General features: G+C 71.7%; 24 protein-coding genes and 1 pseudogene. 10 read left to right on the top strand and 15 right to left on the bottom strand.

Features of this window, described 5'->3' with window-relative positions:
• Nucleotides 1-14 precede the first annotated feature (14 nt).
• Nucleotides 15-1,205 (top strand): CaiB/BaiF CoA transferase family protein, encoded by a 1,191-nt coding sequence (locus tag ACFPZI_RS31595; RefSeq protein ID WP_381370458.1) that lies wholly within the window; start codon nt 15-17, stop codon nt 1,203-1,205.
• 86 nt (nt 1,206-1,291) lie between these two features.
• Here the strand turns inward: ACFPZI_RS31595 and ACFPZI_RS31590 are convergent, their stop codons facing one another.
• The 3 genes from ACFPZI_RS31590 to ACFPZI_RS31580 all read right to left on the bottom strand — a co-directional run bounded on the left by ACFPZI_RS31590 (nt 1,292) and on the right by ACFPZI_RS31580 (nt 3,144).
• Nucleotides 1,292-1,720: a VOC family protein gene (locus ACFPZI_RS31590; RefSeq protein ID WP_381370399.1), complete on the bottom strand. Its 429-nt coding sequence runs from the start codon at nt 1,718-1,720 to the stop codon at nt 1,292-1,294.
• Nucleotides 1,721-2,120: 400 nt separating this feature from the next.
• Nucleotides 2,121-2,345, bottom strand: coding sequence for a hypothetical protein (locus ACFPZI_RS31585; protein WP_381370396.1), 225 nt, complete (start codon nt 2,343-2,345; stop codon nt 2,121-2,123).
• 259 nt (nt 2,346-2,604) lie between these two features.
• Nucleotides 2,605-3,144: a cysteine hydrolase family protein gene (locus ACFPZI_RS31580; RefSeq protein ID WP_381370394.1), complete on the bottom strand. Its 540-nt coding sequence runs from the start codon at nt 3,142-3,144 to the stop codon at nt 2,605-2,607.
• Nucleotides 3,145-3,452: 308 nt separating this feature from the next.
• Here ACFPZI_RS31580 and ACFPZI_RS31575 point away from each other — a divergent pair, with 308 nt between their 5' ends.
• Nucleotides 3,453-3,881, top strand: a complete 429-nt coding sequence (locus ACFPZI_RS31575; RefSeq protein WP_381370391.1) for a pyridoxamine 5'-phosphate oxidase family protein — start codon at nt 3,453-3,455, stop codon at nt 3,879-3,881.
• Nucleotides 3,882-3,999: 118 nt separating this feature from the next.
• Nucleotides 4,000-4,446 (top strand): type II toxin-antitoxin system PemK/MazF family toxin, encoded by a 447-nt coding sequence (locus ACFPZI_RS31570; RefSeq protein ID WP_381370388.1) that lies wholly within the window; start codon nt 4,000-4,002, stop codon nt 4,444-4,446.
• A 98-nt stretch (nt 4,447-4,544) separates the two neighbouring features.
• Here the strand turns inward: ACFPZI_RS31570 and ACFPZI_RS31565 are convergent.
• Nucleotides 4,545-4,801: pseudogene (locus tag ACFPZI_RS31565) on the bottom strand (TIGR02452 family protein); the annotation flags it as partial.
• Between the two features lie 335 nt (nt 4,802-5,136).
• On the opposite strand from ACFPZI_RS31565, the gene egtA reads away from it, so the two are divergent.
• The 5 genes from egtA (at nt 5,137) to ACFPZI_RS31540 (ending at nt 10,136) form a co-directional block, all read left to right on the top strand.
• Nucleotides 5,137-6,501: an ergothioneine biosynthesis glutamate--cysteine ligase EgtA gene (gene egtA / locus ACFPZI_RS31560; RefSeq protein ID WP_381370385.1), complete on the top strand. Its 1,365-nt coding sequence runs from the start codon at nt 5,137-5,139 to the stop codon at nt 6,499-6,501.
• On the top strand, nt 6,498-7,814 hold the full coding sequence (gene egtB / locus ACFPZI_RS31555) for an ergothioneine biosynthesis protein EgtB (RefSeq protein ID WP_381370382.1): 1,317 nt from the start codon (nt 6,498-6,500) through the stop codon (nt 7,812-7,814). Before egtA ends, egtB begins: the two co-directional genes overlap by 4 nt.
• Nucleotides 7,814-8,632, top strand: coding sequence for an ergothioneine biosynthesis protein EgtC (egtC, locus tag ACFPZI_RS31550; protein WP_381370378.1), 819 nt, complete (start codon nt 7,814-7,816; stop codon nt 8,630-8,632). The genes egtB and egtC overlap by 1 nt, the downstream gene beginning before the upstream one ends.
• Nucleotides 8,629-9,591, top strand: a complete 963-nt coding sequence (gene egtD, locus ACFPZI_RS31545; protein WP_381370375.1) for an L-histidine N(alpha)-methyltransferase — start codon at nt 8,629-8,631, stop codon at nt 9,589-9,591. The genes egtC and egtD overlap by 4 nt, the downstream gene beginning before the upstream one ends.
• Nucleotides 9,592-9,920: 329 nt before the next feature.
• On the top strand, nt 9,921-10,136 hold the full coding sequence (locus ACFPZI_RS31540) for a dodecin (protein ID WP_381370372.1): 216 nt from the start codon (nt 9,921-9,923) through the stop codon (nt 10,134-10,136).
• Nucleotides 10,137-10,231: 95 nt separating this feature from the next.
• Here ACFPZI_RS31540 and ACFPZI_RS31535 read toward each other — a convergent pair whose 3' ends face one another.
• Nucleotides 10,232-10,723: a phosphatase domain-containing protein gene (locus tag ACFPZI_RS31535; protein WP_381370369.1), complete on the bottom strand. Its 492-nt coding sequence runs from the start codon at nt 10,721-10,723 to the stop codon at nt 10,232-10,234.
• 106 nt (nt 10,724-10,829) lie between these two features.
• Here ACFPZI_RS31535 and ACFPZI_RS31530 point away from each other — a divergent pair, with 106 nt between their 5' ends.
• Nucleotides 10,830-11,879 carry an LLM class flavin-dependent oxidoreductase gene (locus ACFPZI_RS31530; protein WP_381370366.1) on the top strand — a complete coding sequence of 350 codons (1,050 nt, stop codon included), beginning with the start codon at nt 10,830-10,832 and terminating at the stop codon, nt 11,877-11,879.
• A gap of 34 nt (nt 11,880-11,913) precedes the next feature.
• On the opposite strand, the gene ACFPZI_RS31525 is transcribed toward ACFPZI_RS31530, so the two are convergent.
• From ACFPZI_RS31525 to ACFPZI_RS31500, 6 genes are all read right to left on the bottom strand, one after another.
• Nucleotides 11,914-12,972, bottom strand: a complete 1,059-nt coding sequence (locus ACFPZI_RS31525) for a DUF2382 domain-containing protein (protein ID WP_381370363.1) — start codon at nt 12,970-12,972, stop codon at nt 11,914-11,916.
• Between the two features lie 86 nt (nt 12,973-13,058).
• The gene (locus ACFPZI_RS31520; protein ID WP_381370360.1) at nt 13,059-13,958 is read right to left on the bottom strand and encodes a lysophospholipid acyltransferase family protein; all 900 of its coding nucleotides are present in this window, start codon (nt 13,956-13,958) and stop codon (nt 13,059-13,061) included.
• Entirely contained in the window at nt 13,955-14,728 is a 774-nt protein-coding gene (locus ACFPZI_RS31515) for a GNAT family N-acetyltransferase (RefSeq protein WP_381370357.1), read from the bottom strand. Before ACFPZI_RS31515 ends, ACFPZI_RS31520 begins: the two co-directional genes overlap by 4 nt.
• Before the next feature lie 240 nt (nt 14,729-14,968).
• Nucleotides 14,969-15,718 carry a succinate dehydrogenase/fumarate reductase iron-sulfur subunit gene (locus ACFPZI_RS31510; RefSeq protein ID WP_381370354.1) on the bottom strand — a complete coding sequence of 250 codons (750 nt, stop codon included), beginning with the start codon at nt 15,716-15,718 and terminating at the stop codon, nt 14,969-14,971.
• On the bottom strand, nt 15,715-17,664 hold the full coding sequence (locus ACFPZI_RS31505; RefSeq protein WP_381370352.1) for a fumarate reductase/succinate dehydrogenase flavoprotein subunit: 1,950 nt from the start codon (nt 17,662-17,664) through the stop codon (nt 15,715-15,717). Before ACFPZI_RS31505 ends, ACFPZI_RS31510 begins: the two co-directional genes overlap by 4 nt.
• 1 nt (nt 17,665) lies before the next feature.
• Entirely contained in the window at nt 17,666-18,337 is a 672-nt protein-coding gene (locus ACFPZI_RS31500) for a succinate dehydrogenase (RefSeq protein ID WP_381370350.1), read from the bottom strand.
• A 131-nt stretch (nt 18,338-18,468) separates the two neighbouring features.
• Between ACFPZI_RS31500 and ACFPZI_RS31495 the strand changes: the two genes are divergently transcribed.
• On the top strand, nt 18,469-19,353 hold the full coding sequence (locus ACFPZI_RS31495) for a LysR family transcriptional regulator (protein ID WP_381370347.1): 885 nt from the start codon (nt 18,469-18,471) through the stop codon (nt 19,351-19,353).
• Between the two features lie 9 nt (nt 19,354-19,362).
• On the opposite strand, the gene ACFPZI_RS31490 is transcribed toward ACFPZI_RS31495, so the two are convergent.
• From ACFPZI_RS31490 to ACFPZI_RS31475, 4 genes are all read right to left on the bottom strand, one after another.
• Nucleotides 19,363-19,761, bottom strand: a complete 399-nt coding sequence (locus tag ACFPZI_RS31490) for a nuclear transport factor 2 family protein (RefSeq protein WP_381370344.1) — start codon at nt 19,759-19,761, stop codon at nt 19,363-19,365.
• A 48-nt stretch (nt 19,762-19,809) separates the two neighbouring features.
• A complete protein-coding gene (locus ACFPZI_RS31485; protein ID WP_381370341.1) occupies nt 19,810-21,954 on the bottom strand; it encodes a putative bifunctional diguanylate cyclase/phosphodiesterase in 2,145 nt (714 codons plus the stop codon).
• Nucleotides 21,951-22,769, bottom strand: coding sequence for an SAM-dependent methyltransferase (locus ACFPZI_RS31480; protein ID WP_381370338.1), 819 nt, complete (start codon nt 22,767-22,769; stop codon nt 21,951-21,953). The genes ACFPZI_RS31485 and ACFPZI_RS31480 overlap by 4 nt, the downstream gene beginning before the upstream one ends.
• Nucleotides 22,770-23,176: 407 nt before the next feature.
• Nucleotides 23,177-24,103, bottom strand: a complete 927-nt coding sequence (locus tag ACFPZI_RS31475) for an SCO0930 family lipoprotein (RefSeq protein ID WP_381370335.1) — start codon at nt 24,101-24,103, stop codon at nt 23,177-23,179.
• Nucleotides 24,104-24,691 lie beyond the last annotated feature (588 nt).

Genomic DNA, 24,691 nt, shown 5'->3' with positions numbered 1-24,691 from the left:
AACGAGTGGAAGACGTGGACGTGCAGAGACATCCCCTGTCCGGGGTCACGGTGGTCAGCCTGGAGCAGGCTGTGGCCGCGCCCTACGCCACCCGGCAGCTCGCCGATCTCGGAGCCCGTGTGATCAAGGTGGAGCGGCCCGGCGAGGGCGACTTCGCCCGCCGCTACGACACGACCGTCCACGGCCACTCCAGCTACTTCGTGTGGCTCAACCGGTCCAAGGAGTCCCTCACGCTGAACCTCAAGGATCCGCGGGGCCGCGAGATCCTGCACCAACTCCTCGCCGGAGCGGACGTGTTCGTGCAGAACCTGGCACCGGGCGCGGCCGGCCGGCTCGGCCTGGGCACCGACGACCTCGCCCGGCTTCACCCCCGCCTGATTCCATGCACCATTTCCGGCTACGGCACGACCGGCCCCTGGGCCGACCGCAAGGCATACGACCTGCTGGTGCAGTGCCAGACGGGCCTGGTGTCGCTGACCGGAACGCCGGAGGGGACCGCCCGCACCGGCATCTCGGTGGCCGACATCGCCGCCGGAATGTACGCGTACAGCGGGATCCTCACCGCGCTCTACACCCGGGCGACCGCCGGCACCGTCCACCCCGTGGAGGTGTCGCTGTTCGAGGCCCTGGCCGAGTGGATGGGCCAGCCCGCCAACTACACCCGTTACGGCGGCAGTCAGCCCCCGCGCCTGGGCACGCAGCACGCCACCATCGCCCCGTACGGCACGTACCGGACCGCGGACGGCCGCGAGGTGCTGTTCTCCATCCAGAACGAGCGCGAGTGGGCAGCCCTGTGCACCGAGTTCCTGGGCCGCCCCGAGCTGACCGACGATCCGCGCTTCGCGACCGGTTCCGCGCGCGTGACGCACCGCGAAGAACTCAATGCCGTGATCGCCGAGCGCTTCGCCCGCTCCGGCGCCGATGAGCTCCTCGAGGACCTGGAGGCGGTCGGTATCGCCTGCGCGGGGGTCAACGACGTCGCCGGCTTCCTCGCCCATCCGGTCCTCGCCGCCCGCGACCGCTGGCGCGAGGTGGCGGTCCCCGGCGCGACGGTGGATGCCTTGCTCCCCCCTGCCGACCTCGCGGGTCTCGCGCCCCGCATGGACCCGGTGCCCGCCGTCGGCGAGCACACCGAGTCCATTCTCGGCGACCTCGGCCACTCCCCCGCCGACATCACGGCCCTGCGCGCGGACGCCGTCGTCTGAACGGGCCGCACGGTGACCGCCGGAGGGACCGGTCCGGGTGGGCCGGGGCGCTTCCCCGGCCCACCCGGACCGGTCGCCCGGACGGATCAGACCGCCCCGGGGACTTCCTCCATGACGCCGTTGAGCGGGGAGTCGGGATCGGCGCCGTAGGGGCGGGTGATGACTTCCAGACCGTGTCCGGCCGGGTCGGCGAAGTACACGCCGTGGCCGCCGTCGTGGCGGTTGATGCGGCGCGGGTGGCGGCCGTGCGGATCGGCCTGGATGGGGATTCCGGCGTCCACGAGCCGGTCGAGGATGGGAGCGAACTCGTCCTCGGAGACGAGGAACGCGTAGTGCTGCACCGGGATGTCGGCGTCGATGGTCGCGAAGTCCAGGGTGACGCCGTTGGCCGTCGTCACGGGAAGGAAGACTCCGGCCGGTTCGCCGACCTCGAGCCCCAGGACGCGGGCGAGGAAATGGGCGGACTTCTCCCGGTCACGGGTGAGAACGATGGTGTGGTTGAACTCGACTGACACTGTTCAATGCCTCCACGGGCATCCGCGGCGCCTCCATGCCTCATCCGGTCGATGACCGGCACGCGATGCCGCACGGTGATGGTAGACAACTGCGTCAGGGGCCGTCGAGGGGTTTCCGCCGGGCCACGGGCGAGCGGTCGACGGACACCGGGGCGTGCTGGTGACGGCGGGCTGTTGTCGGGCGGAACATCCCGGGCGGGGTATCCCGGCAGGGTCGCAGGGCTGCGCCCCGGAGCTGCCCTGACATCTGTCAGGGACCCGGCGGGCGGACATCTCCCTAGGGTGCTGAGCACGGGCCGCGTCGGCCGACCGCGGCGCGTCGCGGTTCGGCGATCACCGCCCGCGCCGGCCTGCCGAACAGTGAACGCCCGGCGCAAAAGGCGATGGAGCGGTCGATGACCTACCAGAAGGGCGCGGACTCCGCCGGGTCGAAACTCACCTTCTCCGGCAGCGCCGCACCGGTGTTGAGGTCCAGCAGATAGCCGGCCCCGCCCGACGGGCGGGCGGCGAAGTCGGCTTCGTAGACCGCCAGTTCCAGACCGGGCGCCGGACACGGCGGTGCGGGATGGGCGAGCGCGTCGGCCAGTTCGCGCAGCGCCCTGCCGGGCAACGACGGGTCCACCACGACCGTGACGTCGACGTCGCTGCGCCCGTTCCGGTAGTCCCCAGCGCGACGGATCCGACCGCGAGGACACTCACCAGGCGGGGACCGCAGACGGTGCGGGTGCGGCGGAGCAGCTCGCCCAGATAGCGACGCAGCTCGGCGGGCAGGAGCTGCGGGGTGGAGGATGAGGAAGCAGCGGGAGGTCCTGCGGTACGCGCCATACGGCCAGTGTCGCGGTGCGACGCGTCCTGGCCCCGCGTCGACGAGACGGCCCGCGCCGTCACTCCGCCCACAGGTCGTCGCTGGCGCACACGTGTGCGCTCATGTTGCGTTCCATCATCCGCAGGGCGGCGTCCGCAAGGTCGGCGTGGATATGGGCGACGGCGTCACGCGGAACCACCACGTCGAGGTGGCGGATGTGGGCGTCCAGCGCGGAGTACAGCACGCACTGCTCCGTCACCTGGCCGCACAGGACGAGCCGGTCGACGCCCTGCTGGTGGAGGAGATAGTGCAACGGTGTCTCGAAGAAGATCGAGTGGCGGGCCTTGACCACGAAGAGTGAGGAGTCCGTCGGCCGCAGCGGTTCGACGAGGTGCGCGTGGGGCCCTGCGAGCGCCTTGTCGAGCAGCTCGCCGTGGTGCGATCGCCACTCTCCGAAGTTGTCGTTGACGTAGATCACCGGGACGTCCCGCCGCCGCGCCCGGTACAGCAGGCCCGAGATGACCGGTACGACCGACTCCGCGGCCGGCATCAGCAGCTCGGCGTCCTGATGGTCATAGGTGTTGATCATGTCGATGACGATCAGCGCGGCCCTGCCCATGCCACCAGTGTTCCCCTTTGTCCGCCCGAACTCGAACGGGGCCGACGGCAGGGCCCGGCCGTCCCTGCCGGACCCCACCGGCCCCCGAGGTACCCACCCACACCGTTTTCACGCGCCGGCCCCCACTCTCCGAGAGCCGGGGCGGCACAGGACGGAGCGGGCAGCCCGGGCGGCACGGCCGTACGGGCGGCGCGGGCCTGAGGCGACGCGCGGTGGCCCGCGCGGGAGGCCGAAAGCCCCGGATGCCGGTGGCTCATCAGGGCCGTCCGGCCCTAGCCCTGCCGGGATCAGCCGCCGACCATGGACTGATGTTCCAGAGCGATGGTTTCCGTGCACTCGAACGCCAGGAGTGCCTGCGCCTGCTGGCCAAGGCGCCGGTCGGTCGCGTCGTGTACACCCGGCAGGCGCTGCCCGCCGTCCTGCCCGTCAACTTCTCCCTGGACACGGACTCCTCCGTGCTGCTGTGCACCTCGCGGGACTCCGACCTGGCGCGTGCGATCGACGGGGTCGTGGTGGCCTTCGAGGCCGACGAATTCCACGCCGAGCACCGGGCCGGATGGAGCGTGGTGGTCACGGGCCGGGCCGCGGTGGTGACCGATCCCGCCGAGCACGAGCGGCTGCTGCGGACCGGTCCCGACTCCTGGATGCCGATGCGGGACGGGGTGTTCGTACGGATCGAGGCCGGGATGGTCTCGGGCAGGGAACTCACGGGCGCGAGCGTGCACGGCACAGCCTGAACCCTCCCACCACGTGCGCCACAACCGCCCTCTACCGCGGTCCACCGGGAGCCGTACGACGCCCTTGCCGGGCAAGGCAGTTGATCACGGCCCCGGTGCCATCCCGTACGGTACGCCTGTGACCGAGTACAGCACTGATGAAGTCCCCGGCCGCTTCGGCCCCAGCGCCACCACGGAGGCCGAACCCGGCGAGGTGGGCCGGGTACGCACGGAATACTCGCCCGAACGCGACGGTGACCCCGATCCGGGGGAAATAGTCTGGACCTGGGTGCCCTACGAGGAGAACGACGGCCGGGGCAAGGACCGTCCGGTACTCGTGGTCGCGCGGGAGCCGGCCGGGACCTTCCTCGCGGTGCAGCTGTCGAGCAGGCAGCGGGGCGGGGACCGGGACTGGGTGCCGATCGAGAGCGGGCCGTGGGACCGCTCGGGCCGCGATTCGTGGGTGGCCGTCGACCGGGTACTGCGGCTGCACGAGGACGGCATGCGCCGCGAGGCGTGCGCCCTGGACCGGATGCGGTTCAATCTGGTGCGTCACCGGCTGCGCGAGCGGTACGGCTGGGACTGAGCCGGTACGGCTGGGACTGAGCCGGTCCGGCTCCCTCCGCCGGGCCCGTCACTTCGTCACCGGGCCTCTCACCGGGCTGCCACCAGATCCTCGAACGTTCACTCGAACGCCGTCCGGACCCCGCTTCCACGCGTGCGGTTCAGCATCCCGAACACCATGTGCTCGAACACTCCCGCGAATCGTCCGCCCGGCTCCAGCAGCGCCCGGATCGCGGCCGCCACCTGTGCGGGATCGTTCCGGAAGACCCCACAGCCCCGGGCTCCCAGCACCAGTCGCCGGTAACCGTGGGCGCCGGCGGTCTCCAGCACCCGCTCCGCCCTGACCCCAGGGCGCGGGGCAGCTCGGCCGCGCGCTCACGCCGCGACCCCCGTACGCGCCGTGACCGCGCGCCCCGCGATCTCCCCCGTGCTCCCCGTCGGCATGTTCTCCGGCTTCTCCCCCGTCATGCCCATACGAGCATCGTGAGCGATGCTGGGGAGGCGACGCAACGGAGTTTCCCCTTCACGGAAGGCACGGGGAGGCTGTGGAAAAGCCCTCGGAAACGGGCTGGGAGGAGAGGTTACCGGCCCAAAACGCCCGCCAGGCGCCCTTGTGCCGGACGTCGTGAGGGTTTTGGCTGGACGAGTTGATGCCTGCCCGGCCAAAAGGCCCCGGGCCGGCGACATGGTGGTATCTCAGGAGGATTCCCACATGTCCGATTCGGTAAGTGGCTGTGTCGAACCATGCCCCGCCGTCACCGAAGCCGAGGTGGAGGCCCTCGTACGGGGCATCTGCTTCAAGACCGGACCACCGCGCCGCCTCGGTGTGGAGGTGGAATGGCTGGTCCACGAGCTGCGGGCCCCGCGGCTCCCCGTGACATCCGAACGACTCGAAGCGGCCTACGCCGCTCTGCGGACCGTGCCCCTGAATTCGGCGCTCACCGTCGAACCCGGAGGCCAGCTGGAGCTCAGCTCGCAGCCCGCCGCCTCCCTCATGGAGTGCGTCGGCACCGTCCGCGCCGACCTCGACGCCGTCCGCGCGGTACTGCGCGAGGACGATCTCTGCCTCGTCGGCCTCGGCCACGACCCCTGGCACACACCGCGCCGGTTCCTGCGCGAACCGCGCTACGACGCCATGGAGACCTGTCTCGATCGCACCGGCCCCGCCGGCCGCGCCATGATGTGCACGTCGGCCTCCGTGCAGGTGTGCCTGGACGCCGGGTACGAGGAACCCGGCACCCTCGGTCATGTGCGGCGCTGGTGGCTGGCGCACCAGCTGGGCGCGGTGCTGGTGGCCGCGTTCGCCAACTCCCCGATGGCCGGGGACCGGCCCACCGGCTGGCTGTCCACCCGGCAGCTGCGCTGGGCTCAGATCGGCACCGGTCGCGCGGGCGGCCCCGTGCTGGACTCCGAGCCGCGCGGCGCCTGGGCCCGGCACGTCCTGAACGCACCGGTGATGTGCGTACGGCAGGACAGCGGGCCGTGGGACATGCCGGATGGGCTGACCTTCCGCGAGTGGACCAGGTCCGGGGTGCCGAGGGCGCCCACCCGGGAAGACCTCGACTACCACGTCACTACGCTGTTCCCGCCGGTCAGGCCGCGCGGCCATCTGGAGCTGCGGATGATCGACGCGCAGCCCGGTGACGACGGCTGGATCGTGCCGCTGGCCGTGACGACGGCGCTGTTCGACGATCCGGAGGCCGCCGAGACGGCCTACCGGGCGGTGAAGCCGCTGGCCGAACGGACCCATGGCATGCCCGCGCCGCACAACCCGCTGTGGCGGGACGCGGCCCGCGACGGCCTGGCCGACCCGGAGCTGCGCGAGGTGGCCTCCGTCTGCTTCGCGGCGGCGCTGCGGGCCCTGTCCGGGCTCGGTGCCACGACCGAGGTCGTGGACGCGGTGGCGGCGTACCAGGAGCGCTATGTCGCCCGCGGCCGCTGCCCGGCCGACGACCTGCTCGATGCCCTTCGCGCCGGAGCCGACGGCACACCCGGCACGCACCCCGTCGGCACTCCCAGCGCTCCTGGCCCGCACGCGCACGGAGCGCATCCGCACGGGAAGGACACCTCCTCATGACCGACCCCGCCCTCGACGCCGAAACCCTGCGCGAGCGCGCGGTCGCCTCGCTGGTCACCGCGCGTGACCGGACCATCCTGCTGACCAGCTGTGTCGACGGGCCCGATCTCACCGCGCAGCACTCACCGCTGATGTCGCCGCTGGTGTGGGACCTCGCCCACATAGGCAACCAGGAGGAACAGTGGCTGCTGCGGGCCGTCGGCGGGCAGGAGGCGATACGGCCCGAGATCGACAGCATCTACGACGCCTTCGAGCACCCGCGTGCCGAGCGGCCGAAGCTGCCGCTGCTGCCTCCCGAGGAGGCCCGCCGCTACGCCTCGGACGTGCGCGGCCGGGCGCTGGACGTACTCGAGAGCACCGCGTTCCACGGCGAGCGGCTGACCGAGGCGGGGTTCGCCTTCGGGATGGTCGCGCAGCACGAACAGCAGCACGACGAGACGATGCTGATCACCCATCAGCTGCGCAGCGGCCCGCAGGCCCTGACGGCCCCGGACCCGCAGCCGGTGCCGCTGTTCACCGGTCCGTTCGAAGTGCTCGTCCCGGGCGGCCCGTTCACCATGGGCACCTCGGACGAGCCATGGGCGCTGGACAACGAACGTCCGGCGCACCGGCGCGAGGTGGCGCCGTTCCACATCGACACGACGCCGGTGACGAACGCGGCGTACCAGGCGTTCATCGCGGACGGCGGCTACGACGAGCCGCGCTGGTGGACCGCGGAGGGCTGGGCCCACATCCGCCGGAACTCCGTCACCGCCCCGCTGTTCTGGCGCCGGGACGGCGGGCAGTGGCTGCGGCGTCGCTTCGGCGCGACCGAGGCCGTGCCGCCCGACGAGCCGGTGCTGCACGTGTGCTGGTACGAGGCGGACGCGTACGCCCGCTGGGCCGGGCGCCGGCTGCCCACCGAGGCCGAGTGGGAGAAGGCCGCCCGGCACGACCCGGCCGGCGACCGGTCGGCGCGCTATCCGTGGGGCGACGCCGACCCCGGCCCGGAGCACGCCAACCTCGGCCAGCGCCACCTGCGGCCCGCGCCCGCGGGCAGCTATCCGGCCGGTGGGTCGCCGCTCGGGGTGCGCCAGTTGATCGGTGATGTGTGGGAATGGACGTCGAGCGACTTCCTGCCCTACCCGGGGTTCAGGGCGTTTCCGTACAAGGAGTACTCGGAGGCGTTCTTCGGACCCAAGTACAAAGTGCTGCGCGGTGGTTCGTTCGCGGTGGACGCGGTGGCCTGCCGGGGCACGTTCCGCAACTGGGACCATCCGATCCGGCGGCAGATCTTCTCCGGGTTCCGCACGGCCCGCTCGGAGAGCGTCTGATGTGCCGTCATATCGCGTACGTGGGTCCCGCGGAGCCGCTCGGCCAGCTCCTCGTGGACCCGCCGCACGGGCTGTACCGCCAGTCGTGGGCGCCCCGGCACCAGCGGTACGGGACCGTCAACGCCGATGGTTTCGGGGTGGGCTGGTACGCGCCCGGAGACCCGGTGCCGGCCCGGTACCGCAGGGCGGGGCCGATCTGGGGGGATCTGTCGTTCGCCGATCTCGCCCGGGTCGTCCGCACCCCGGCACTGCTCGCGGCCGTACGGGACGCGACCCTGCCGGGAGCGGACGGCGAGGCCGCGGCGGCGCCATTCGCCGCGGGGGCCTGGCTGTTCAGCCACAACGGGGCCGTGCGGGGCTGGCCGGGCACGCTCGCGCCGCTCGTGACGGGCCTGCCGCCCGAGGACGTGCTGTCGCTCGAGGCCCGCAGCGACTCAGCGTTCGTGTGGGCCCTGGTGCTCGCCAGGCTGCGGGCCGGCGACGAGGAGGGGCAGGCACTGGCCGACACCGTGCTGGAGGTCGCCGCGGCGGCCCCGGGGTCCCGGCTCAACCTGGTGCTCACCCAGGGCGACACGATCACCGCGACCGCGTGGGGCGACACCCTGTGGTACCTCGCCCGGCCGGGCGGCGGCACCGTCGTGGCCTCCGAGCCGTACAACGACGATCCGCACTGGCGCGAGGTCCCCGACCGCACCCTGCTGGCCGCGAGCCGCACGGACGTGCTGCTCACTCCGCTCAAGGAGCCGGGCGACGCCCTGGCGAGCACCGACACATCGGCACCGCACACACCGGCACCACCGAAGGAGCCCCGCACGTGAGTCCGTTCCGTCTCACCCGCACCCTGCCCGAGGACGCCACCGACGCCGCCCTGCGCGCCGACGTCCTCCACGGCCTGACCGGCAGCCCCAGAACGCTGCCGCCGAAGTGGTTCTACGACGCGCGGGGCAGTGAGCTGTTCGAGGAGATCACCGGGCTGCCGGAGTACTACCCGACGCGCGCCGAGCGCGAGATCCTGCTCGCCCGCTCCGGTGAGATCGCCGAGGCGTCCGGTGCCCGTACCCTCATCGAACTGGGCTCCGGCTCCTCGGAGAAGACCCGCCATCTGCTCGACGCCCTGACCGGGTTGCACACGTACGTCCCCGTCGACGTCAGCGAGAGCGCCCTGACCCTGGCCGGTCGGGCACTCGCCGCCGAGCGGCCGGGGCTGGACGTGCACGCCCTGATCGACGACTTCACCGACCGCATGACGCTGCCCGAGACCCCGGGACCGCGCCTGGTGGCGTTCCTCGGCGGCACGATCGGCAATCTGCTGCCCGCCGAGCGGGCCGCGTTCCTGGCCTCCGTACGTGCGATGCTCGCCCCGGGGGACGCGCTGCTCCTCGGCACGGACCTGGTCAAGGACGAGAAGGTACTGGTCCGGGCGTACGACGACGCGGCCGGGGTGACGGCCGCGTTCAACAAGAACGTCCTGACCGTCATCAACCGGGAGCTGGGCGCCGACTTCGATCCGGCCGCCTTCGACCATGTGGCCGCGTGGGACGCCGAGCACGAGTGGGTCGAGATGCGGCTGCGCTCGCGCGACCGGCAGACGGTGAAGATCCCGGCGCTCGGCCTCGCCGTCGACTTCGATACGGGCGAGGAGCTGCGCACCGAGGTCTCGGCGAAGTTCCGCAAGGAGCGCGTGCGGGAGGAACTGGACGCTGCCGGGCTGGAGTTGGCCCGGTGGTGGACGGACGAGGAGGGCCGGTTCGCACTGTCGCTGAGCATGGCGCGCTGACGGGGCGGGCGGCGGCGAGGGGCCCGGGGCCACCGGGCCCCTCCCCTCACCGAAGGCTTCCCGGACGCCGTTCGCCGGCCGGCGGGCAGGGCCAGGGCCTGCCCGCCGGATCAGGTCGGAGACAACCGACGGTATCTGTCCGGCTGGGGCGAGCGGGGGCCGGTGCGTTCGGCCGCAAGGCTGAGGAGGGCGCCGACGCGATGGGGCCGGATCCGGGCGCGGGGCCCGACATCTCGCGCGCGGTCACCACTTGGGGCACGGTGGAGTGACGTGCGGCACAAGAAGCGGCCCTCGTACCGGTGGGAGCCGCCGACGAAAGGAGCACTCGCGTGTCCAACCACACCTACCGGGTCACGGAGATCGTCGGCACGTCACCCGACAGCGTGGAACAGGCCGTCCGCAACGGCGTCGAGCGTGCCTCGCAGACCCTGCGCAATCTGGACTGGTTCGAGGTGACCCAGGTGCGCGGCCAGATCGAGGAGGGCCGTATCGCGCACTGGCAGGTGGGCCTGAAGGTCGGCTTCCGTCTGGACGAGCCGGCCTGAACCACCCGCCCGTCCCCGGAGGCCGTCGCGAGCATCCGGGCGCGTTCACGGCACGGGGGCCGTGCACACCCGGAGGGGAGCGGGAGGGGCGGACGTCACGTCCGCCCCTCCCGCTGCTGTGCCGCCCTCAGCTCTCCCGACGGGGCCGTCCAGCGGGCGTGCACCACGGTGAATCCCGCGCGCCGGGCGTCCGCGCAGACCAGTTCGTCGTCGTCCACGAGCACCCGGATCTCCCGGGTGCGGGCGAGGCGGCGCAGGATCGCGAGCTTGGTGTACCGGGCGGGCCGCCGGTCGGCGTTGCCGCGCATGTGCAACGGCCCTTCGGGCAGCCCGTGGGCGGCCAGCCAGTCCAGCGTGTCGCGCCGGCAGCGCTCGGGGCGTCCGGTGAGGTAGACGATCTCGCACTCCCGCGCGCTCTCGTGCACCAGCGCGATGCCCTCCGCGAGGGACGTGTCCTCGGGCGCGGCGGCGAAAAAGGCGTCCCAGTCGCGCGGCCTGCGCTCCAGGAAGCGCTGCCGGTGCCCGGTGTCGGCGAGGGTGTTGTCCAGGTCGAACACGGCGAGCGGGCGCTTGTCACGGTTGGTCACGCCGCCCAGCCTAGACAGGCGACGCGCTCCTGCCCGCGGCGCCCGGAGGGGGTGCTCCCGTCGCGCCCGGAGGGAATGCCGCGGCCGCCCGGACGTTGAACCGGATGTGACCCCCCTGACCTCCCGGACCCGTTTCTCCGTCCTCGACCGCTCCCGCACTCGTGAAGGGCACAGCGGTCCCGAGGCGCTGCGCGACACCGTGCGCCTGGCGCGGGAGCTGGAGGAGTTCGGCTACCACCGCTTCTGGGTCTCGGAGCACCACGGCGTGCCCGGGGTCGCCGGCTCCGCGCCGACGGTGCTGGCCGCCGCCGTCGCCGCGGCGACCCGGACGATCCGTGTCGGCACCGGCGGGGTCATGCTGCCCAATCATCAACCGCTCGTCGTGGCCGAGCAGTTCGGGGTGCTGGAGTCGCTTTTCCCGGGGCGCATCGATATGGGCCTGGGCCGCTCCGTCGGCTTCACCGACGGGGTGCGCAAGGCGCTGGGACGTGACAAGGACGACGCCGAGGACTTCGGCGCCCAGATCGACGAGCTGCTCGGCTGGTTCCGCGGCACCTCCCCCACCGGCGTGCACGCCCGTCCGGCCGAGGGGCTGACCGTGCCGCCGTTCGTGCTGGCCATGGGTGAGGGCGCGGCGATCGCCGCCCGCGCGGGCCTGCCCATGGTCATCGGCGACCTGCGCGGCCGCGACCGGATGCGGCGCGGCATCGACCACTACCGGGAGCACTTCCGCCCGTCGGCCTGGGCGAGCGAGCCGTACGTGGTGATCTCCGGGACGGTCGCTGTGGCGGACACGCCCGAACAGGCCCGCCGGCTGCTGATCCCGGAGGCCTGGTCGATGGCGCATTCCCGGACCCGCGGCACCTTCCCGCCGCTGCCCCCCGCCGGGCGCGTCGAGTCGTTCACCATGACGGCCAAGGAACGCGGCCTGTACGAGTCCGGGCTCGGCGGCCACATCGCCGGCACCGAGGAGCAGGTGGCCGACGAACTGGAAACGGTACTGAAGGAGACGGACGCCCAGGAGGTCCTCGTCACCACCAGCACCCACGACCGTACGGCCCTGCTGGACTCCTACCGGCGGCTCGCCGCCCTGACCGGCCTCGCCGGGCCCACAGATCTCACGGACACAGAGGGCGACGGCGCGGCGCGCCGGTGAGCGGGCCCACCGGCGCGCACGCGGTGCCCTCCGGTCATGCGCGGCCCCGGCGTGGAACGTCGCGGCCCCGTCCGGCGGCGTCGTCCCGCCGCATGGTGGCGTCCGGAACGCCCTCGCTCTCGATGCGCTCCTTGCGGACGCGGCCCCGTACGGTCTCGTTCTCGGTGCGCTCCTCCATGGTCAGCCGCACCCGCTCGACGGGTACCGCCCTGGTTTCCACGATGGGCCGCTCCTCGTGCAGCGTGACCTCGTAGTCGGCCTCGCCCATCTCCGCGCCGGACAGCGCGGCCTCGCGCTCGGCCTCCGTGATGGGCTCGCGCACCAGGCGTACCTCCTCGTGGCGCACGGGCACGATCTGTTCGACGTCTTCCGTCACGACGTACTTGTGGAGCCTGGCCCGTCCGGTCTCGCGCCGCTCGACGCGAACATGCATCTCCTCCTCCATGCGCGTCATGGACTCGGCGCCCTGCCCTGCCCGCACGCCGGTCCCGCCGGCGGTCGCGGCGGCACCCGTGGGACCGGTCCTGCCGACGGTCGCCGACGTTCCCGCCGACGCCGTCCCCGCGGTGGTGGTCGTCCTGGTCGCCGTCCGGTCCTTGCCCGACGTACGGGCCGTACCGGCGGCACCTGCCGCTCCGCCCCGGCCCGCCGCGCCCGCCGCCCCGGCTACCCCGGCGGCACCGGCGGCACCGGCCGCACCGGCCTTGCCCATGCCGGGGCTCTTGTCGGTCCGGCCCTCACCGGAGCTCTTGGGATCGTCGCGCAGCACGCCGCTCCAGTCGATGCCGTAGTAGTCGTACAGCCGGTGTTCCTCCGACTCCGACAGGTGGCCCTGCGGGTCGACGTCGACGCCGGGTGCGCCCTTGATCTTGTCCTTGGGGTACGGGACTTCGAGGTGGTCCTCCACCAGTTCGGCGTCGCGGACGGGAATGAACGACTCGCTGGTGCCGAACATGCCCGTCTTGACGCTCACCCACTCGGGGCGGCCGCTCATGTCGTCGAAGAAGACGTGCTTGGCCTCACCGATCTTGTTGCCCTCGCCGTCGTAGACGGGGTGATCCAGGAGGATCCTGGCCTCATCGCGGGTGATCATCTGGCCTCACCCTCCTTTCAGGTGTCACTCCCGTCCGGATGTCCTCCTCAGCGCGGTAAAAACTTCGCATAAGGCACAAAGAGCGCTTAACTTTCGACAGCGCTCACTTCCGGTGGCCGCGACCGGAGGTCCTCGACCGGATATCGGGCCTGATGTCCGACCCTGTGCCCGGTCCGCTGACCTGCCCGCTGACCGGCCCGATGGTCCCGCCCCGGACCGCCGTGCGGTTGCGCGGCGGCGGCCAGGGCGCGGCGGTCCGGGTGGCTGCCCGGCGGGATGGCGGCCCGTATCTCGACCTCGGCGACCAAGCCCCGGGCCGAGACCACCCGCCACAGGGACGCGAACAGGGTGTCGTCCCCGACGAAGGCCGGGGCGGTGGCAGGGGTTTTGCTCGCGTCGCGGTAGTGGATGCGGACCGGCTGCACCGGGACCCCGGCGTCGATCGCCGCCTGGAAGGCCGCCCGGCGGAAGGAGCCCTGTCCGCGGCCGCACCAGGTGCTGCCCTCGGGGAAGACCCCGACGGCCGAACCCTCCCCGAGCGCCGCGGCGATTCGGGCGACCGTGCCCGGAAGAGCGCGCAGCCGGTCGCGGTCGATGAACAGAACGCCGCTGCGCGCGACCAGCGGCCCCGCCAGCGGCCACTGCCGGATCTCGGCCTTGGCCAGCATGCGCGCCGGACGGACCGCGCTCAGCAACGGGATGTCCAGCCAGGAGATGTGGTTGGCGACGAGCAGCAGCCCGCCGGTGGGCACGGCGGCTCCGGTGATACGGACCCGGACCCCGGCGGCCCGTACGATCCACCGGCACCACCGGCCCACAAGACCCGCCGGGATCCGCCGCCCGACGGGCAGCAGCAGGACCCCGGCGAGCACCAGGACGACGACCGCGGCCAGCCGCAGCACCGCCCCCGGTACGGCCCTCGTGGTCCCCGTCGGCACCACGCAGCCGCTCGGGGTGCAGGGCGCGCCGGGCAGCCAGACGCTCATTTCGCCGGTACGAGGGAGAGGAAGTGCCGCAGATAGCGCTGGTTGACCCGGCTCATCGGCAGCAGCACATACAGGTCGGCGACCCCGAAGTCCGCGTCGTGCGCGGGCTCGCCGCAGACCCAGGCGCCGAGCCGGAGGTAGCCGCGCAGCAGGGCCGGCAGCTCGGTGCGGGCGGCGGGCGCCGCGGTCGTCGGCCGCCACGGGTGCAGGGGGCGTACGCGGTACTCCTCGGGGGCGAGGTGCTTGCCCTGGACGCGGTCCCAGGTGGCGGCGGCGAGCGCGCCGCCGTCGGCCAGCGGGATGGAACAGCAGCCCGCGAGCCACTCGTGGCCCCGGTCGATCATGTAGCGGGCGATGCCGGCCCAGATGAGGCCTATGACCGCGCCGTCGCGGTGGCCGGGGTGCACGCAGGAGCGGCCGACCTCGACGAGGCCCGGCCGGATCGCGCCGAGGGCGGCGAGGTCGAACTCGGTCTCCGCGTACAGGCGGCCGGCGACCGCGGCGCGCTCGGGCGGCAGCAGCCGGTAGGTTCCGACGACCTGGCCACTCACTTCCTCGCGCACGAGCAGGTGGTCGCAGTAGGCGTCGAAGGGGTCGACGTCCAGGCCCGGCTGCGGGGTGGCCAGCAGGGCACCCATTTCACCGGCGAAGACGTCGTGCCGCAGCCGCTGGGCGGCACGCACGTCGTCCTCGTCGCGGGCGAGGGTGACGGTGTAGCGGGTGGGCGCCGCGGGCTTCGCGGGGTGTTCTACGGTCAGGACGCCGGTCATGGCTCTCTCCTGGTCACGCGCCGGAGCGGGGGAAAGTGGGGACTCCCTCTTGTTCTGCCGATGCCGGTTGGCGTGCACGTGACCTGAGCCGGGAATACGGATGTGGGGATGCTGAATGCCAGGCGTTGCCCGCACAGCGACAGGCGTTGCCCGGACAGCAGACGGGACCGGGGATGAGCACCACTCCCGGTCCCGCCCGTTCGCCCCCTGGCGAACGTTTCCCTGCTGCCCGCCCGCCGGCTACCGGCCGGCTCCCTTGGCCGTGGCGCGCAGCCACTCCTTGTTCATCCCGGTGATGGAGGTCAGCGGGATGCCCTTGGGGCAGGCGGTGGCGCATTCCCCGGCGAGGGTGCAGCCGCCGAAGCCCTCGTCGTCCATCTGCGCCACCATGTCGAGCACCCGGGTCTCGCGCTCGGGCGCGCCCTGCGGCAGCACGTTGAGGTGGTTGATCTTCGCCGAGGTGAAGAGCATCGCGGCGCCGTTGGGGCAGGCCGCGACGCAGGCGCCGCAGCCGATGCACTCGGCGTGCTCGAAGGCGAGGTCCGCGTCCGGCTTCGGAACGGGCGTGGCGTGCGCCTCGGGCGCGGAGCCGGTGGGGACGCTGACGTAGCCGCCGGCCTGGATGATCCGGTCGAAGGCCGTCCGGTCGACGACGAGGTCCTTCACCACCGGGAAGGCCGCCGCCCGCCACGGTTCGACGTCGATGGTGTCGCCGTCCTTGAAGGACCGCATGTGCAGCTGGCAGGTGGTGGTGCGCTCGGGGCCGTGGGCGTCGCCGTTGATGACCAGCGAGCAGGCGCCGCAGATGCCCTCGCGGCAGTCGTGGTCGAAGGCGACCGGGTCCTCGCCCTCGAGGGTGAGTTCCTCGTTGAGGGTGTCGAGCATCTCCAGGAAGGACATGTCGGGTGAGATGCCGTCCACTTCGTACGTGGACATGGCGCCGTCGGCGTCGGCGTTCTTCTGCCGCCAGACGCGCAGGGTGAGCTTCATGCGTAGCTCCGCTGAGTGGGGTGGACGTACTCGAAGACGAGGTCTTCCTTGTGCAGGACGGGAGCGTCGCCCGTGCCGGTGAACTCCCAGGCGGCGGCGTAGGTGAACTCCTCGTCCCGGCGGGCGGCCTCGCCGTCGGGGCTCTGGGACTCCTCGCGGAAGTGGCCGCCGCAGGATTCGGCGCGGTGCAGGGCGTCGAGGCACATCAGCTCGGCGAGCTCGAGGTAGTCGACGATGCGGTTGGCCCGCTCCAGGGACTGGTTGAACTCCTCGCCGGTGCCGGGGACCTTGATCCGCCGCCAGAACTCCTCGCGGATCTGCGGGATGCGCTCCAGCGCCTTGCGCAGGCCCGATTCGGTGCGGGCCATGCCGCAGAACTCCCACATGAGTTCGCCCAGTTCGCGGTGGAAGGAGTCGGGGGTGCGGTCGCCGTCGACGGACAGCAGCAGGTTCAGCCGGTCCTCGGTCTCGGCCAGTACTTCCTGCACCGCCGGGTGGCCGGCGTCCACCTCGTCCCGGTGCGGGTTGCGCGCCAGGTAGTCGTTGATGGTGGCCGGAAGGACGAAGTAGCCGTCGGCCAGGCCCTGCATCAGCGCGGAGGCGCCGAGCCGGTTGGCGCCGTGGTCGGAGAAGTTGGCCTCACCGATGGCGAACAGGCCGGGGACGTTGGTCTGCAGGTCGTAGTCGACCCACAGGCCGCCCATCGTGTAGTGCACCGCGGGGTAGATCCGCATCGGCACCCGGTACGGGTCCTCGTCGGTGATCCGCTGGTACATGTCGAAGAGGTTGCCGTACTTGGCCTCGACCGCCTTGCGGCCCAGGCGCTCGATGGCGTCGGCGAAGTCCAGGTAGACGCCCTGGCCGCCGGGGCCGACGCCCCTGCCCTCGTCGCAGACGTTCTTCGCGGCGCGGGAGGCTATGTCGCGGGGCACCAGGTTGCCGAAGGACGGGTAGATGCGCTCCAGGTAGTAGTCGCGCTCGTCCTCGGGGATCTTGTTCGGCGGGCGGTCGTCGCCCTTGGCCTTGGGCACCCAGATGCGTCCGTCGTTGCGCAGCGACTCGCTCATCAGCGTCAGCTTGGACTGGTGGTCGCCGGTGCGCGGGATGCAGGTGGGGTGGATCTGGGTGAAGCAGGGGTTGGCGAAGTACGCGCCGCGCCGGTGCGCCCGCCAGACGGCGGTCGCGTTGGAGTTCATGGCGTTGGTCGACAGGTAGAAGACGTTTCCGTAGCCGCCGGTGGCCAGGACGACGGCGTCGGCGAAGTAGGTGTCGGTCTTCCCGGTGATCAGGTCCCGGGCGACGATTCCGCGGGCCCTGCCGTCGACGACGATCAGGTCGAGCATCTCGGTGCGCGGGTGCATCTCGACGTTGCCGGCGGCGATCTGCCGGGAGAGCGCCTGGTAGGCGCCGAGGAGGAGCTGCTGACCCGTCTGGCCACGGGCGTAGAAGGTGCGGGAGACCTGGACGCCGCCGAAGGAGCGGGTGTCGAGCAGGCCGCCGTACTCGCGGGCGAACGGCACGCCCTGGGCGACGCACTGGTCGATGATCTCGACGGAGATCTGCGCGAGCCGGTGCACGTTGGACTCGCGCGAGCGGAAGTCGCCGCCCTTGACGGTGTCGTAGAAGAGGCGGTGCACGGAGTCGCCGTCGTTGCGGTAGTTCTTCGCCGCGTTGATGCCGCCCTGGGCGGCGATCGAGTGGGCCCGGCGCGGGGAGTCCGTGTAGCAGAACTGGACGACGTTGTAGCCCTGTTCGGCGAGCGTGGCACCGGCGGAGCCGCCGGCGAGGCCGGTGCCGACGACGATGACGGTCTGCTTGCGCCGGTTGGCGGGGTTGACCAGCTTGGCCTCGAAGCGGCGCTTGTCCCAGCGCTCCTCGATCGGCCCGGACGGGGCCTTGGTGTCGACGACCGGCTCAGCGGTCGCGTACTCGGCATAGGTAGTCATATCAGCTCACCACTCCGGTCATGACGCCCACGGGGACGGCGAGGAAGCCGATCGTGAGCAGCAGCGCGAGGACGTTCGCCAGGGCCTTCAGGGCGCGGTCGCGGGCGCGGCTGCCGACGCCGAGGGTCTGTGCGGCGCTCCAGAAGCCGTGCCGGATGTGCAGGCCGAGGGCGAGCACCGCGACGATGTAGATGACGTTGCCGTACCAGGTGGAGAAGGTGTCCACGACGTTCTGGTAGGGCTTGCCCGCCTCGAAGCCGCCGGAGTGCACGTGTCCGGTGGTCAGGTCGAGGATGTGCCAGACGATGAACAGGGCGAGGATGATCCCGCCCCAGCGCATGGTGCGCGTGGCGTAACCGGCCCGCGCCTTCTTGTGGACGTACTTGTTGGGGCGCGCCTTGATGTCGCGGCGGCTGAGCTGGTACGCGGAGACGGCATGTGCGACGACCGCGACGACGAGCACGACGCGGACCACCCACAGGGCCCACTCGTAGTGCAGGAGGGGCTCGCCCATGGTGCGCAGCCAGTGCGCGTACTCGTTGAACTCGAGCGCCCCGAAGTAGATCTTCAGATTGCCGAGCATGTGGGCGACCAGATAGAGCAGCATGATCAGGCCGCTGACGGCCATCACTGTCTTCTTGCCGATGGTCGAGTCCCACACGGTGCGTGCCATGGACGGTCGTCGGTCCGTCCGCGTTGCCAGAGCCATGCCACAGAACGCTAGGGCCAAAGGCCCCCATCGGTCCAAGACATGGAATACCTCGTTTCCATAGGCTCCTCCTATGGCGGCACTATGCTGGGCACATGCAGTTCCAGCAGCTCCAGTACTTCGTGGCGGTCGCCGAGACCCGGCACTTCACCCGGGCCGCGGACATGGTCCATGTCGCGCAGCCGTCCCTCTCGCAGCAGATCAAGGCGCTGGAGCGGGAACTGGGGGCGGATCTGTTCCTACGGGCGCGCGGCAACATCACGCTGACCGACGCGGGCGAGGCACTGCTGCCGCTGGCCCGGCGCATCCTGGCCGACGCGGACACGGCCCGGCACGAGGTGCAGGAGCTGGCGCAGCTGCGCAGCGGCCGGGTCAGGCTGGGGGCGACCCCGAGCCTGTGCACCGGTCTGCTGCCGGACGTGCTGCGCGCCTTCCACGACCGCTATCCGGGCGTCCGACTGCTGATCGAGGAGGGCGGCTCCCACGACCTGGTAAGGGAGCTGGCCCGGGGCGCCCTGGACCTGGCCCTGGTCGTGCTGCCCCTGCCGACCCCCTCCCCCGCGCTCACCACGGTGGAGCTGCTGCGCGAGGACCTGGTGGTGGTGTCCTCCCCGGACGCCCCCAGGCCCGGCCGGGGCCGGCGCACCGTGCGCGTCGCCGATCTCGAGGGCGAACGTCTGGTGATGTTCCGGCACGGCTACGACCTGCGGGAGCTGACGGTGGCCGCGTGCCGCGCGGAGGGATTCGAGCCGGACTTCGCGGTGGAGGGCGGGGAGATGGACGCCGTGCTGGGCTTCGTCCGGGCGGGCCTGGGCTTCGCCGTGGTGCCCCGCATGGTCGCCGCGCGGTCCGGTCAGGGCCTGCGGGTCACCCCTCTGGCCCGCCCCGGCCTCTACCGCACCATCGCCCTGGCCCACCGCAGCGACGTGGCCCCGCCCAGGGCGGCCCGGGAACTCCAGCGGATGCTCCTGGAGCGGTGAGCGTGCCGGTCAAGCCACCTCCGGAGGCACCGGAGTGCCCTGGTGGTAGTACATGCGCCAGCCCGTCCCCTCGTCACGCTTGCGCCACAGAGAGCTGCGCCTGGCGCGGCGGCCGTCGAAGCGGGTCTCGTAGGTGAGGTGCACCAGGCCGGGCGCGAGGAGGACGCCGCTGATCTCCGACGGCTCGTAGACCGGCCCGTCCACCGATCCGCCCGGGTGGTCGGGCAGCTCGGCCACCATCTCCGCGTGGGTGTAACGCCGGCCGGAAGCGCCGACCTCGACGAACTCCGGGTCCAGCAGTGGGGCGGCGAGGACGTGGGAGGCTCGGACGGCGGGGTCCATGAGGCGCAGTTCTGCCGTGATCGCCTCGTGCACGTCACCGTTCACGTCGTCTGCTTCGTGTGTCATCCCCACAGACTCACCTACGGCCCGGTGGGGCTGCGACCGAAATATGCCTCACCCCGTCGCGTCCACCAGAGCCAGTTCGTGCAGCCGCTCCGGGGGGCCGGGCCGGGCGTAGTACCAGCCCTGGGCGGTGTCGCAGCCGAGTATGCGGAGCTGTTCGGCCTGGGCCCCCGTCTCGACGCCCTCCACCGTCACGGCGAGGTCGAGGCTGTGGGCCAGGGAGACGATCCCCTCGACGATCTTGAGGTCGACCGGGTCCGCCGGGAACTGCTGCATGCTCTGGGTGAAGGAGCGGTCCAGCTTGAGAACGCTCACCGGGAGGCGGCGCAGGTTGGCGAGGTTGGAGTAGCCGGTGCCGAAGTCGTCCAGGGCGATGTCCACGCCCATCTCCGCGAGCCGGCGCAGCGGCTTCAGCAGGTCGTCGTCCGCGCCGATGAGCGCCGACTCGGTCACCTCCAGGCACAGCGCGTCCGGCTCGACGCCGGTGCGCTCCAGGATGTCGACGGTGTCCTGGACCAGGCCGGGATGGGTGAGCTGGCAGGGTGAGAGGTTCACGTTGATGCGCAGCGGGCCGAGCGCGTCCGCCCCGCCGTGCCGCTCCTGCCAGGCGCGGGCCTGGCGCACGGACTGCTCGAGCACCCAGCGGCCCAGCGGGACGATCAGCCCGGTGTCCTCGGCGAGCGGGATGAACCGGTCCGGCGACAGCACCCCGTGCTGCGGGTGCAGCCAGCGCACCAGCGCCTCGGCGCCCCGGACGCTGCCGTCGCCGAGGTGGACCAGCGGCTGGTACTCGATGAAGAACTCGCCCCGTTCCAGTGCCGCGGGCAGCGCCGTGGTGAGGCCGTGCCGGGTGATGGCGCGGGCATCGGACTCCGGGTCGGCGAGCTCGAAACGGTTGCCGCCCGCCGCCTTGGCCCGGTACATGGTGATGTCGGCGCTGCGCAGCACCTCTGCCGGGCTGCGCTCCCCGGCCGGTCCCTCGACCACGCCGATGCTGCCGCGCACGGTCAGGTCCCGGCCGTCGACGCCGATGGGGGCGAGCAGCACGTTCATGATGCGGGCGGCGAGTTCATCGACCGTGTGCTGGGTGTCCGGGCCCGTGGTCAGCGCCACGAACTCGTCGCCGCCGAGCCGGGCGACCATCTCTCCGGGCGCCGTGGCGCAGGACTGGAGCCGGTCGGCGACCTCGACGAGCAGCCGGTCGCCGGCCGCGTGCCCGAGGCTGTCGTTGACGGTCTTGAAGCCGTCCAGGTCGAGGTAGCACAGGCCGAAGCGCTGTCCCTCGCCGCCGTTCAGCGCCTTCTCGAGACGCTCGAAGAAGAACGTCCGGTTGGGTAGACCGGTCAGCGCGTCGTGGGTGGCCTCGTAGCGCAGCCGGAGGTTGAGCAGCCGCCGCTCGGTGGTGTCCTCCATGAGCGCGAGCTGGTACTGCGGTTCGCCGTCGGCGTCGCGCAGCAGGGACACCGTGAGGTTGGTCCACAGGACCGTGCCGTCGGGCCGGTAGAACGCCTTCTCGAGGTGGTAGTGCTCGCGCTCGCCGCGTACCAGCTCGTCGTAGAGGGCCCAGGTCTGCGGGGCGTCGTCGGGATGCGTCCACTCCAGGGTGCTGCGGCTGCGCAGACTCTGCTCGGACAGGCCGAACATGCGCAGCAGGGCGGCGTTGACCTGGAGGACGTTGCCCTTGAGGTCGGCGATGCCGATGCCTATGGCGGCGCCCTCGAAGACCGCGCGGAACCTTGCCTCGGTGGCGTGCAGGGCCTGTGCCACCACGCCCTGCGCCCGGAGCGCGGCCTGGGCGATGGCCTCCTGCTCGGCCAGCGTCCGTTCGCGCAACGCCTGCGCGTATCCGGCGGCCATGGCGTGCTGCAGCCTGGCGCTGCGCGCCCTCAGGCCCTCTCCGTCGCCGTCCCCGCCGCAGTACAGGACGAGGTAGGCGTCCACGCAGTCCAGGGTCCGGCTGAGCGCCTCCGGGTCGGTGCAGTGCGCCTCCACCAGGGCGGCGCCGGCCGCCTTGCCGGTGTCCGGGTCGAACGCCCTCGCCCGCAGCGCCTCGCTCAACCGCCTGGCCAGCGGGAGCAGTTGTTTCTCGAACTCCGGCCGGGTCGACGAGGTCGAGGTCACCGGGAAGACCGCCCGGCTCCAGATCGTCGCGAACCGGCGCAGTCTGTCCTCCGGCCCGTCCGGCTCCGCGCTCACGCTGTACGCCCCACGCCCACGCCCGCGTAAGCGGAGAAGGCGTAGGGTTCCTCGTCCTCCGGTGCGGTGTCCGGCCGCCACTTCGGCATCGGCACCAGTCCGGGTTCCACCATGTCGTACCCCTCGAAGAACCGCGCGATCTCGTCGCGCGAGCGCATGATCAACGGGTTGCGGATGTTCTTGTACACGTCCACCGCGCCACCGGCCCGCTCCTGCGGCAACGGAATTCCCTCGTACGAGGCATGGGTGAGCATCAGCATACTGCCGGGCGCGAGCGCGTCACGCAGCTCGGTCACCGCCGCGTACGGGTCGTCCGCGTCCTCCACGAAGTGGAGGACGGCAACGAGCAGCAGCGCCACCGGCCGGTTCAGGTCGATCAGGCGTCCCACCTCGTAACTGCCCAGAATTTCCTGGGGCTTTCGGAGGTCCGCGGCGACAACGGCCGCGTCCTCGTTGCCCTCGAGGACGGCCTGGCTGTGCGCGACGGCCACCGGGTCGTGGTCGACGTAGACCACCCGCGCGCCGGGAACGGCCGCCTGTGCCACCTCGTGCACATTGCCGAACGCGGGAATGCCGGAGCCGATGTCCAGGAACTGGGTGACGCCTTCACCGGCCGCGAACCGCACCGCCCGGTGCAGGAACGCCCTGTTCGCCTGCATGATCTTGGGCAGTCCCGGCATGAACTCCATGGCCCTGCGGGCCGCTTCCCGGTCGACCTCGAAGTTGTGCGAACCGCCCAGGTAGTAGTCGTACATCCGGGAAACGCTGGGCACCGTGATGTCGATGCTCCGTGGGGCCCAGGCAGGACGCTCCATCTATCTCTCCACAGCGTAGGCGATCCGGTGTCCGAGCCGAGGCTACTGATCGCTTGCCAATGGAGCGACCCCAAACGGAAATTGACCATCCGTTCCCGGTCACTGCCTACGGCATGTGCCGAATTGGCAACCGTGCGCACACCACGAAAGGCATGTGCGGCATTCCGGAGAGTTCCGATACACGGAGAAGTCCGACACGTGGAGAAGCCGGGCGCATTGAGAAGCCGGGCGCACGGAATGGCGCCACGCGCGGAGAAACGGACGGGCGGCGCAGGAAAGGTGAAGAGCGCCGGAAATTACATGAGTTCCGGCGAATCACAGCAAAACGGTCCGCCTCTCCGCGGGATGCGGAGAGGCGGACCGGGGACGGCGGCGCCGGACGGAAACGACACCCTGGGGAGGTTGCGCTACTTCTCCGGCGCGCCGACCGGCTCTCCGTTCGGCCGCACCGCGTACCACGTCCCGCCGACGCCCTGGCCGTTGGTGTCACCGGCGGCCTTGTCACCCGCGAAGGTGTAGATCGGTGAGCAGCTGATCGTCTGCTGCTCGGCCTTGTTGTCTGGGCGGGTGAAGGTCATGTAGTTCTTCTTCTGGATGCCCTTGGTGTCGTTGATGTCGACCGGCGCCACCGCCGGCCACTTCTCCAGACAGGCACCGGTGCAGGCGGAGACCGGCTTCGGCCAGGCCTCGTCCTTCATGAAGCGGTAGACCGTCCTGCCATCCTTGTCGACGACGATCTCGCCGAGTTCGGGGTCCTTGCGGGTGGACAGACCGGGCTGGTCGGCCGTCTCCTGCGCCTTCTTGCCCTCGGGGGTCAGCGCGAACCACTTGCCGCCCACGCCCTGGCCCTTGACGTCACCGGCGTTGACGTCCTTGACGTAATGGTAGGCGGGCCAGCCGCCTACGGTGAGCTGCTTGGCGCCGTCGGCCCGGGTGACCTCGCCGAGCAGGGACTCGTCGATGCCCTCGCCGGCCGCGGCGTCGTCGGCGAGCACCGGCGGCCAGGTCTCGGCGCAGTCACCGTCGCAGTTGGACTTGGGAGGCTCGGCGGTGTCCTGGTCGAAGCGGTAGAGCGTGAGGCCGAGCTCGTCCGTCACCAGCTTGCCGAGTTTGACGTTGGTGGCGACGGCCAGCTCGCCCGCGCCGCCGTCCGGGCTCGTGGAGGCCCCCGCGCCGGCCCCGGTGTCGATGCCTCCGAGGTCTCCGGGCACGGCCGAGGCGCCCACGTTCTGACTGCTGGCCGGCGGCGGGGTGTCCTGACCGCACGCCGTCGTCAGCGTCAGCACCGCCGCGGCGCTCACCACCAGTGAGGCGGTCCGCCAGGAGGTCTTCATCTCAACTCCAGATCATCGCAAGGGTGTTGCAGCGCCCTGCTGCGCCGCCGCTCGACGTGGAGTACGCACGACAGCACCTGCCGTGTTCAACGCGGGCCAATATTTCTTCCGGAGTCCACGGTTCCTCCCCTTCTCGCCCTGTCCGTCCCTCCCGTATCGCACATCCGCGCACGCTCCCCCGACGGGTGATCAGCGCCGGGTTAAACGGGAGTTGCCGGTTTTACCTCCATCGGGGCATTCACCCGGCACTCGCGTGTGTCCCCGCGGAGCACGGCTCATGATCTTCGTCGTGCAAGGACTCGTACCGACCCGATCCGCCTTCGTCGCCCGCGTGTTGGCGACGGCGACGCTGACCTGGGCGCTCGTCGGCGCGCCGGGCGCGGCGATGGCCGACGCCTGCGCCTACGCCTCGACGGGCCCGGGGGGAACGGAGGCCGTGGCGATCGCCGGAGACACGACCTGGCCGCTCCCACCGCCCTGTTCACCCCCCGCACCCACGCCCACACCCCCACCGACCCCACCACCACCTCCGCCCCCTCCACCGCCCGAACCCACTCCGACCCCGCCACCACCCCCTCCCCCACCGCC

The organism is Streptomyces chlorus (genome assembly GCF_042655885.1).
In the GTDB taxonomy this organism is placed as follows: domain Bacteria; phylum Actinomycetota; class Actinomycetes; order Streptomycetales; family Streptomycetaceae; genus Streptomyces; species Streptomyces chlorus.
Note: the sequence above shows the minus strand (reverse complement) of the source record. Positions and strands in the feature narration are given on the sequence as shown.

What these genes read in the sequence shown, in the direction of transcription:
- ACFPZI_RS31580 (WP_381370394.1), bottom strand. Translation starts at nt 3,144, where the DNA reads ATGGGCAGGGCCGCGCTGATCGTCATCGACATGATCAACACCTATGAC.
- ACFPZI_RS31575 (WP_381370391.1), top strand. Translation starts at nt 3,453, where the DNA reads ATGTTCCAGAGCGATGGTTTCCGTGCACTCGAACGCCAGGAGTGCCTG.
- egtA (WP_381370385.1), top strand. Translation starts at nt 5,137, where the DNA reads ATGTCCGATTCGGTAAGTGGCTGTGTCGAACCATGCCCCGCCGTCACC.
- egtB (WP_381370382.1), top strand. Translation starts at nt 6,498, where the DNA reads ATGACCGACCCCGCCCTCGACGCCGAAACCCTGCGCGAGCGCGCGGTC.
- egtC (WP_381370378.1), top strand. Translation starts at nt 7,814, where the DNA reads ATGTGCCGTCATATCGCGTACGTGGGTCCCGCGGAGCCGCTCGGCCAG.
- ACFPZI_RS31525 (WP_381370363.1), bottom strand. Translation starts at nt 12,972, where the DNA reads ATGATCACCCGCGATGAGGCCAGGATCCTCCTGGATCACCCCGTCTAC.
- ACFPZI_RS31520 (WP_381370360.1), bottom strand. Translation starts at nt 13,958, where the DNA reads ATGAGCGTCTGGCTGCCCGGCGCGCCCTGCACCCCGAGCGGCTGCGTG.
- ACFPZI_RS31515 (WP_381370357.1), bottom strand. Translation starts at nt 14,728, where the DNA reads ATGACCGGCGTCCTGACCGTAGAACACCCCGCGAAGCCCGCGGCGCCC.
- ACFPZI_RS31510 (WP_381370354.1), bottom strand. Translation starts at nt 15,718, where the DNA reads ATGAAGCTCACCCTGCGCGTCTGGCGGCAGAAGAACGCCGACGCCGAC.
- ACFPZI_RS31505 (WP_381370352.1), bottom strand. Translation starts at nt 17,664, where the DNA reads ATGACTACCTATGCCGAGTACGCGACCGCTGAGCCGGTCGTCGACACC.
- ACFPZI_RS31500 (WP_381370350.1), bottom strand. Translation starts at nt 18,337, where the DNA reads ATGGCACGCACCGTGTGGGACTCGACCATCGGCAAGAAGACAGTGATG.
- ACFPZI_RS31495 (WP_381370347.1), top strand. Translation starts at nt 18,469, where the DNA reads ATGCAGTTCCAGCAGCTCCAGTACTTCGTGGCGGTCGCCGAGACCCGG.
- ACFPZI_RS31490 (WP_381370344.1), bottom strand. Translation starts at nt 19,761, where the DNA reads ATGACACACGAAGCAGACGACGTGAACGGTGACGTGCACGAGGCGATC.
- ACFPZI_RS31480 (WP_381370338.1), bottom strand. Translation starts at nt 22,769, where the DNA reads ATGGAGCGTCCTGCCTGGGCCCCACGGAGCATCGACATCACGGTGCCC.
- ACFPZI_RS31475 (WP_381370335.1), bottom strand. Translation starts at nt 24,103, where the DNA reads ATGAAGACCTCCTGGCGGACCGCCTCACTGGTGGTGAGCGCCGCGGCG.